Genomic DNA, 8222 nt, shown 5'->3' with positions numbered 1-8222 from the left:
AGTTGTTGCCGGCAGTTCAGGCGCTGTTGTCAGACTGGTGCAGCCGTAAAACATATACCTGTAACAAGAATCTGCCAGAGTTGTTGCTGGCAGTTCAGGCGCTGTTGTCAGACTTTTACAGTAGTAAAACATATAACAGTAGCAATATTCTTTCAGAGTTGTTGCCGGCAGTTCAGGCGCTGATGTCAGACCGGTGCAGTGGGAAAACATAAAAGTGTAACAATTTGCTGCCAGAGTTGTTGCCGGCAGTTCAGGTGCTGAGGTCAGACCGGTGCAGCCGAGAAACATAGTATCGTAACAAGATGCTGCCAGAGTTGTTGCAGGCAATGCCGGCGCTGTTGTCAGACCGGTGCAGCCGCAAAACATACTACAGTAACAATTTGCTGCCAGAGTTGTTGCAGGCAGTTCAGGTGCTGAGGTCAGACCAGTGCAGTCGTAAAACATATAACTAAAGCAACTTAAACCCATTGTAGCGTTATCGGGATTCTCCCAATCCACCAAAGTCATGACATTACCGCTGCACGATACTTGTCCGGTGATTGTTACATGGTTGTCGGGATCAAATAATTGTACATTATTATTAGTCCCACGAAAATAAACGGTGTCACCGCTATTAATGAGCTGTATTGTTGTTCCGGGTGTATAAACGCTCCACTGTTCACCATCTGTTGAATACTGCAATGCGCCAGTAAACAGCTTTATTGTAACTGAAGAATTATCCTGTTGAGCCGTGAATGTCAGGGGCGTGTTCGACCCCGTGTCGGCATACGCCTTAAAGTTCGCCGCAGGCAGCATTGTCAGAACCATCAGGAACGACAGCACAATCGACAAGAACCGTGTTTCGTAACTTCGTGTTTTCATAATTCATTCCTCCTAAATCTGTTTTTTTAAATACAACAATGGCGCACCCCATGGAAAAACCTTATCCCATAGAGTATGCTATGTCTGTTTGATTATAATGATTCATCATGCTTAGTTAACTCTTTATAGACAGTTTACGTTTGGTTCATATAATTATTTTATCACTATTTGACAATCACGTCAAGTTAATGTGAAACAATTTGAATCTTATAATATAAACCTTGGACATGGTGACAAACGATCAAGTGTGGAGTTGTGCAGAATAAAAGAAAAATTCTAAATGAATTTATCTTTATACAGTTGTATCTTGTGAGAAAAGTAAGCGTAAAATAAAACCGCATTTTGTCCATATCTGTTACCTCCTTGTCTAATCTACTCCAATGAACTCCATGGATCAATTTGGACTGTCCAATTTACTTCATTGTGTTGTTTGGAGTTTATTATACTTTTTTAGACTTCGGCGGGGGAGGTGCGGAGGGTTTGACGCTTACTATTAAAGTGTGTCTATAGACACATTATTAAGTATAAAGAACCCCCTGTTTGCAGGGGGGCTTTTTGTATTTAAAAATATATGATGTGTTAAGCATCTACATATCTTAAGATAATGTCTTCTAGGATGGCTAGTAATTATCAAATAAGTGCGGAGCACCGAACAGCAGCAATCTCAGCAGTAGTTCATCGAACAGAGCAGCATCATTCTTCGGTCATTTTTCTTCAATCATTTCAAATAATTCTATATTATTTTCCATTGCTAATTGCTTAGCACTTTTAGTAAATTTAGAATTGGTGATAATCGCAGCTTTGTTAGCGCTATAGTGTTTTCGAGCTGCACAGACCTCTTGTACTGCTTTCACTCCAACATTCCCACTATAGCGTTTACACTGAAAGACCCAATTATTTCCTAGCCAGTCTTTTGCTGTTAAATCAGCACCATAGTCACCTGTTATCGGTGTAGTCTGAACTATCCTAAATCCTTTACTTATAAGATACTTAGCACAATACAGCTCATAATCCCGTCCTGTCATTCCTTTAGTCTTCTTTGGTTTATACATCAGATAGAGCAAGCAAGAGATTATTAACACCATAACTAATGATACTTCACTATTACCATATTGCTTATTTTCCAAATCTGCTTTTAATATTACCAGAAAAGTGACTAAGAACATGACTAAGATACTAGCAATTAAATCTTTAGCAGTTTTCATAATATCACCTCTTGCTTTTTATGACTTTACTTATAAATTCATTCTTCACTCCATTGTATTTTAAGGTAGTAATCTTTTACCCTTAACATGAGCAGCAATTTTAGTAATATCGGTTATTGTTATTTTGCTATCACCATTGATATCAGCACGTTTTTGTTGTTCTTTTGACAGTAATTTTTTCCCTTTGACGTGTGCTGCGGTCTTGGTTATATCGGTTATGTTAATTGAACCATCTCCATTTACATCGCCGATACGTAAATTGCTAATGACTTTAAATCCAACATTTATACGTCCTGTATAAAGTCCGATTCCAACGATTGTCACCGTGTATTCGCCGGGTTCTGTCACTGAATAGTCGCCTTCAAGGTAGTAATCAATACCCTCTGATAGAGTTACATCATTCAGCTTTACTGTCGGTGTGACAATCTGTGATTCGCCCGTGTATTTAAGATCCTCAATCTTTACTTCGGCAGATGAAATATCCTTTCTACCCATTGGAACCGCCAGCCATGTACCAGCATTGTTGGTTTTCAGCTTGTATTTAAAGTCGATACTGCCATTCTCATCGGCGGTCTGCTGGGTTATGTACAGCAGATTTTCGTTTGTCATGCCGTTTGCCAAGTCCTTGAATGCATACAGGTTGTATGTCTCATTTGCCTTTAAGCCTGTGAACAGAGGCTCAGTTTCAGGTGTTTCGGGCTGTGCGGGGGCAGCGTTCAGTGCTTTGTGGGTGGTTTGGATATCATCAGTAGGACCTGCTATTTTTGTAGGAACAAGTTTATATTCAGTTGTACCATCGCCAAGTTGACCATATTCATTGTTTCCCCAAGTAAATAAACTACCTTCATTTGTAATGCATGCTGAAATAGGAGATTCAAATACTGAAGTTCCAATATTTACATCTTTTATATTATCCATTATCTTTACAGGTGAATAATCCCCATGACCCCATTCATACAAAGTGCGATCTTTTGTAATACAGGCACTATGTCGAACATGTAAAATTATTTTTTCAACATTATCCATTACCTTTACAGGTATGTTTTTGTCTTCATTTTCCTGTTTTGATCCATAGCCCAATATTCCGTCGTAATTATATCCCCAAGTATATAACGCGCCATCTTTTGTAATACATGCTGATTGTGATTCGCCAAGACAAACCTGTACTACATTATCCATTATTTTTTTAGGAACAAGTTTGGAATCATACGTTCCATCACCGATTTCACCATACATATTATTGCCCCAAGTATACAAATTACCGTCTTTAGATATACAGGCAGAATGAGATGTTCCAAGACTAATTTGTGAAACATTATTCATTATCTTTATAGGTTTATTCTTATGTTCAGTTGTTCCATCACCAACCTGTCCAGAGTAATTCGCACCCCATATATACAAAGAATCATCTGTAGATAGACAAGCTGTGGTACAACCACAAAAATGTCCTGGTGCAATGATTACTTTTTTCGCATTATCCATTATCTTTATTGGAGAAAATTTATCTTCGATTGATCCATCTCCTAGCTGTCCGTAATAATTCATGCCCCACATATATAAAGAACCGTATTTTGTTATACAAGCTGAATATTGATTACCAAGACAAACCTGAACAACATTATCCATAATCTTTACAGGAGTTATTCTGTTTTCATCAGTTCCATCACCAAGCTGTCCATGATAATTCCAGCCCCATGTATACAAATTACCTTCTTTAGTTATACAGGCAGAATAATTTGTTCCAAGACTAACTTGCGAAACATTATTCATTATTTTTACTGGTTTATATTTATTTTCGGTTGTTCCGTCACCAAGCTGACCAGATTCATTGTTTCCCAAAGTATACAAGCAGCCATCTTCAGTTATGCAAGCACTGTGATCTGTTCCAAATGCCACTTGTACAACTTTCTTTCCCTCGATATCATCTGAATTATCAACAACATTACCACTGAAAATGGATTGCATTAGACCTGATATGCTGAACAGTTTTGAAATTACATCATTAGCATTAGCAGGGTCAATAACAGGTATAACGATATCAGCGGGAGCACTTTCTATCCTTATATCACGTCCTCCTATAAGATTTCCACAGAGAGCTTTAGTTTCATATCTACCAGATGACAGCATCAGTCTGAAATAGCCGTTAGTTCCTGTCGAATATGATTTACCGTTTATATCTACATCTGCATTTTGTAGATCTTTTCCCTTTGTATTGAATATATCTTCAAATTCCTGTACGTGGACAGTTACTTTGAATTTCTCATGTGGACAACCATCGCTGCCGAAATGGTTGTGTGTCAAAGACCAGTGACCACTCCACAAAGGCCATTCAGCTTTAAATTTACCTTCAAGATCGACCCATCCGAAAAGGAATTTTACAGATGCCTTTATGTTAATTTTTACAGCAACATTTATCGATAAGCAATTGTCACACAAATGCACAGAATCGACTTTATCATCAAGACATACTTGTTTGAAGCATTCATCATGTGTAATATTTGAATATTTTTTCACATCTGAAGGTTTACCGTTCTTCTTACATTCTATTTCAAGTCCTACCTCAGCACTAGCTTCGGCACTTGCAATTTTTTCATGAAGAACTTTTAATTTTGGTTCAAAAGAAATGCCAAAAAAGACTTTACCCTCAACTTTTAATTCAACAGGGTCTTCTTCTAATTTAGTCAGATCTGTATTACCTTGATTTGATATTTTAAAGCCCCAAGTTCCATGTACTGACCATGTAAATTCCGTTTCAAATTTTCCATTTAATTTAATTGACGGAACAAACGATATTTCCACTATCCCTAGTGCGTTGCATTTCCATTCACAAAGAGGGAAAGCAATGTAGCCATCCAGTTCTAATTTTACATCTATTCCAATGTTAAAATCTACTTTCAATTCCAAATAGCGGTATTCCCATGTAAGATAGACTTTCGCAGAAGGTTCTAATTTCAATTTCATAGCACCGTCAAGAGAACCGTTTCCGCCTTTGGTCACGCTACTAAGGAGATTATCTTCCTTATCACGACCATTGTATTTTTCTCCCCATTTTAAGTCTAAAAATTTATTCCACTCTTTTTTATCATTGTTTTTGCCGGAATTATTAGACTTGTTGAGAGTACGATAATCTGATACTGAATTTATAGTATTTGCACTTGTTTCTTTTCCGTCAGATACTATATCATCAGTTATAGCAATATCATTTATATCAGTATCATAATCGTCACGGTTTATATCTATCTTCACATACTGAAAAACGTCCTTCATTTCAACATAGGGATTTTCTGTTATAGTAACTGTATCTCCATCCGTCGAAATATTTTCAACCGTTACGATGATAACATTTTCAACATCACCATAGGCAAAAATATCACCGCTTTTTAGTCCTTTTACACGCTCACTTGCGTTAGTAATGACATAGGTTGTTCCGTCCTCGGTAAGTACGCCGTCGTTCTCATCAAGCAGAATTACTTCTTCACCATATACAGCGAAATTCGTCCTTTTATCATTGTCCAAATTCAGCACTCTGTCTGCTTCAAAATCATCAGTAGTCTTCGTAAGAAATTCTTGCATTTCTTTTGTGTACATCGGAGATTCATAGACTGTCGAAAGTGGACTGAAAACAGTGCTGTCAACTAAAAATGCTTTAATAAAGAAATATTCAGGCATGGTCTCTGTATCAAGGGTAATTTCTGCAAGTTCGCTATCTTCCTTGACCTCAGTTGTTCCTGTTGCAATCATTTCCTTGCCGTCCTCGCTGTAAATTCCAACTATCAGTGTGCAATCTTCTTTTGTCTGATAGTCGACAGTAGCTATATTTCCGTTTATCTCAACAGAGAAAATGTTACAACCATTGCCTTCATTCTGTTCATCCTTCTTCTCGTCAAGCACAGATGCCACCATTCGTCCAAAAGAATTTGTACCATCAATATTGAGTTCATCACTGCTGATCTGGGTACTACTTACTTGTGGTGATGATACCTGTTGTGCTGTAGCTGGTACTATGTTCACCATCGCGAACATCATGGTCAAACTTGTTGTTGCTGATAGGATTCGTTTCAATAACATAGCTAAACCTCCCTTATTCTTTTATATGAACAAAGCCTCCGTAGAGGCTTTGCAATTGATATGCTGTTTATTTCAACATTCTTTTACCCTTAACATGAGCAGCAATTTTAGTGATATCAGTAATTGTAATCTTGCCATCTCCATTGACATCAGCACGTTTTTGTTGTTCCTTTGACAGAATTCTCTTGCCCTTAACGTGTGCAGCGACTTTTGTTATATCGGTAACTGTAATTTTGCCGTCACCGCTTACATCGCCGAGAATTGCATCGTCTTTTGCAACAATTTCAAACGTCAGACTCGTAGTACCCGAATACTGTCCGATACCTGTGACAATGATTTCTGAAGTACCCACATTTATATTATTGGAATAAGAAACAGTATAATCAGTGCCTTTTACGAGTGTCTTTGTTTCATCGTTTACGGTCACAGTAGGTTTCTTTTCCGTTCCGTCATAGGTGTATGATGTCTGGCTGAGTATGATCGTACATTCAGAAATAGCTTTTGTTTTTTCTAGCAGTTCATAATCAAATCTATTTTTATTTGCATATTTCTCGCCTGCAGAATCATTATAGCAGTAAATTTTAAAACCAGGAATTGCTTCATAAATTTTTTTCTCTTCATTTATTATAAATCCAAAAGCACCATTCCCTATGCTATTTACACTATCTGGTATTGTTATACTTGTCAGGCTTGTGCAGTCAATAAAAGCACATACTCCTATGCTTGTTATACTATTGGGTATCTTTACGCTTTTTAGGCTGGTACAATGCCCAAAAGCACTTGGCGCTATGCTCATTACACCATCGGGTATTACAATATCTCCTGTACATTTTGTTCCATCTACCAATATTTTATTTACAATTACAATCGGGTTTTCCTTTTGTTTTGTTTCCAGCCATTTTGTATTTGTAAATGCCTCGGCTGCTATGCTAGTTACGCTCTCTGGTATAGTTATATTTGTCAGGTTGATGCAGTTGGAAAAGGCACCCGTCCCTATACTGGTTACACTCTCAGGTATCGTTATACTTGTCAGGTTTATGCAGCTATTAAAAGTACCGCCCCCTATGCTCGTTATGCTGTCGGGGATTATTATGTTCGCTAGGCTTGTGCAGTTATCAAAAGCATTGAATCCAATGCTCTTTACGCTGTCGGGTATCGTTATGCTCGCTAAGCTCGAGCAGTTATCAAAAGCACTGACCCCTATGCTTGTTAGGCTGTCGGGTATCGTTATGTTCGCCAAGCTTTTGCAATTATTAAAAGCAAAATTCTCTATGCTCGTTATACTATTTGGTATTGAAATACTTGTCAGACTTGTACAGTTACTAAAAGCAGAGTTTCCTATAGTTGTTACACTATCGGATATATCTATGTTCGTCAGGTTTTTACAATTATAAAAAGCATATTCCGCTATTCTAGTAACGCTGTCGGGTATATTTATGCTTGTTAGGCTTGTACAGTTCTGAAAAGCCCAGTCCCCAATAATCGTAACACTATCGGGTATCTTAATATTTGTCAAACTTGTACAGCCATCAAAAGCAGAGTACCCTATGCTCGTTACGCTGTCGGGTATCGTTACGCTTGTAAGACTTGTGCAGTTCAGAAAAGCAGTCCCCCCTATATTTGTAACTATTTTCCCGTCTATCGTATCAGGTATTATTAATTCCTCAGCAGAACCACTATATCTTGTGATCATGATTGTACCATTATTAAGTTCATAATACTCAAAAAAATCATATGTATTCGCATTTGCCGAGATTAACGATCTAAAATCAAATCTCGTCTCTGGTAATATCCCACTAGATCCAAAAATCATAATTCCAGCAGTTAATATGACTAATACTTTCTTTTTCATAAGATCACCCTTTCTCAATCAATTAAAACAAAAAGGGGCTGTTGCAGCCCCAACAAAGAAAAAGACGCCTGACACACCAAAAAGGTAGTGCCAGGCGTCTCATTTTGTGGTATAATGTAATTGCAAATATAACATCAAACCAACGAAAGGATTGTACCACAAAAATGAGAAATTGTCAAGTGCGTCTTAACATGAATTATGAGATCTACATCGAAGAAAGCTCACCTGTCAGAGTA

3 protein-coding genes and 1 pseudogene are annotated in these 8222 nt (G+C 37.6%); all 4 read right to left on the bottom strand.

Features of this window, described 5'->3' with window-relative positions:
* A pseudogene (locus BM265_RS20295) lies at positions 1-861 on the bottom strand (hypothetical protein); the annotation flags it as partial.
* A gap of 704 nt (positions 862-1565) precedes the next feature.
* Positions 1566-2066, bottom strand: a complete 501-nt coding sequence (locus tag BM265_RS18350; RefSeq protein WP_074963400.1) for a restriction endonuclease — start codon at positions 2064-2066, stop codon at positions 1566-1568.
* Between the two features lie 60 nt (positions 2067-2126).
* Positions 2127-6134: an RCC1 domain-containing protein gene (locus BM265_RS18345; RefSeq protein WP_074963399.1), complete on the bottom strand. Its 4008-nt coding sequence runs from the start codon at positions 6132-6134 to the stop codon at positions 2127-2129.
* A gap of 67 nt (positions 6135-6201) precedes the next feature.
* Entirely contained in the window at positions 6202-7986 is a 1785-nt protein-coding gene (locus tag BM265_RS18340) for a leucine-rich repeat protein (RefSeq protein WP_074963398.1), read from the bottom strand.
* Positions 7987-8222 lie beyond the last annotated feature (236 nt).

Origin of the sequence: Hominimerdicola alba, assembly GCF_900112155.1 — a bacterium.
Lineage (GTDB): Bacteria > Bacillota > Clostridia > Oscillospirales > Ruminococcaceae > Hominimerdicola > Hominimerdicola alba_D.
This window is presented reverse-complemented; position numbering and strand designations above follow the sequence as displayed.